General features: G+C 66.6%; 1 protein-coding gene. It reads left to right on the top strand.

Annotated elements, in window-relative coordinates; genetic code table 11:
* Positions 1 to 24: 24 nt before the first annotated feature.
* A partial coding sequence (locus AC0L3B_RS38180; RefSeq protein ID WP_473382703.1) for a penicillin acylase family protein occupies positions 25 to 670 on the top strand: 646 nt, incomplete at its 3' end.

Raw genomic sequence — 670 nt, 5'->3', positions numbered from 1 at the left:
GTCGGCCTCGTTGCCGGCACGGATATGCGGCACGCCCCGAGCGTCGTAGCGCACCGTGACCGAGCCCTGCAGGTGCGCCAGCGTGACCGTGCCCTGGCGGGTCGGTTGTTTGCTGTAGACGTACCAGCCGGCGCCGAGGGCGACCTGTACCGCGCCCTGGGCTATGTGCACGCCCAGGACCGGCTGTTCCAGATGGAGATCATGCGCCGCCTGGCCCGTGGCGAACTGGCCGAGGTGCTGGGGCCCAAGCTGCTGGAGACCGATAAGCTGTTTCGCAGCCTGCAGATCCGCGAGCGCGCCTTGAGCTACGTTGAGCACATGGACCCCGAGTCGGCCTCCTCGAAGGCCCTGCAAGCCTATCTGGACGGGATCAACCAGTATCAGGCCAGCCACGCCAGCCCGATGGAGTTCGACGTGCTGGGCATCCCCAGGCGCCCGTTCACCGCCGAGGACTCCATCAGCGTCGCCGGGTATATGGCCTACAGCTTTGCCGCGGCCTTTCGTACCGAACCCCTGCTGACTTACGTACGCGATCAGTTGGGCGGCGACTACCTCAAGGTCTTCGACCTCGACTGGCAACCCAAAGGCGCCCTCAACCTGGCGGCCGGCGACTGGAAGACCCTGGGCGCCCTCGCCAACCTGACTGAGCAAGCCCTGGCTGATAACGGCC

Source organism: Bradyrhizobium sp. Kon56 (assembly GCF_055807635.1).
This window is presented reverse-complemented; position numbering and strand designations above follow the sequence as displayed.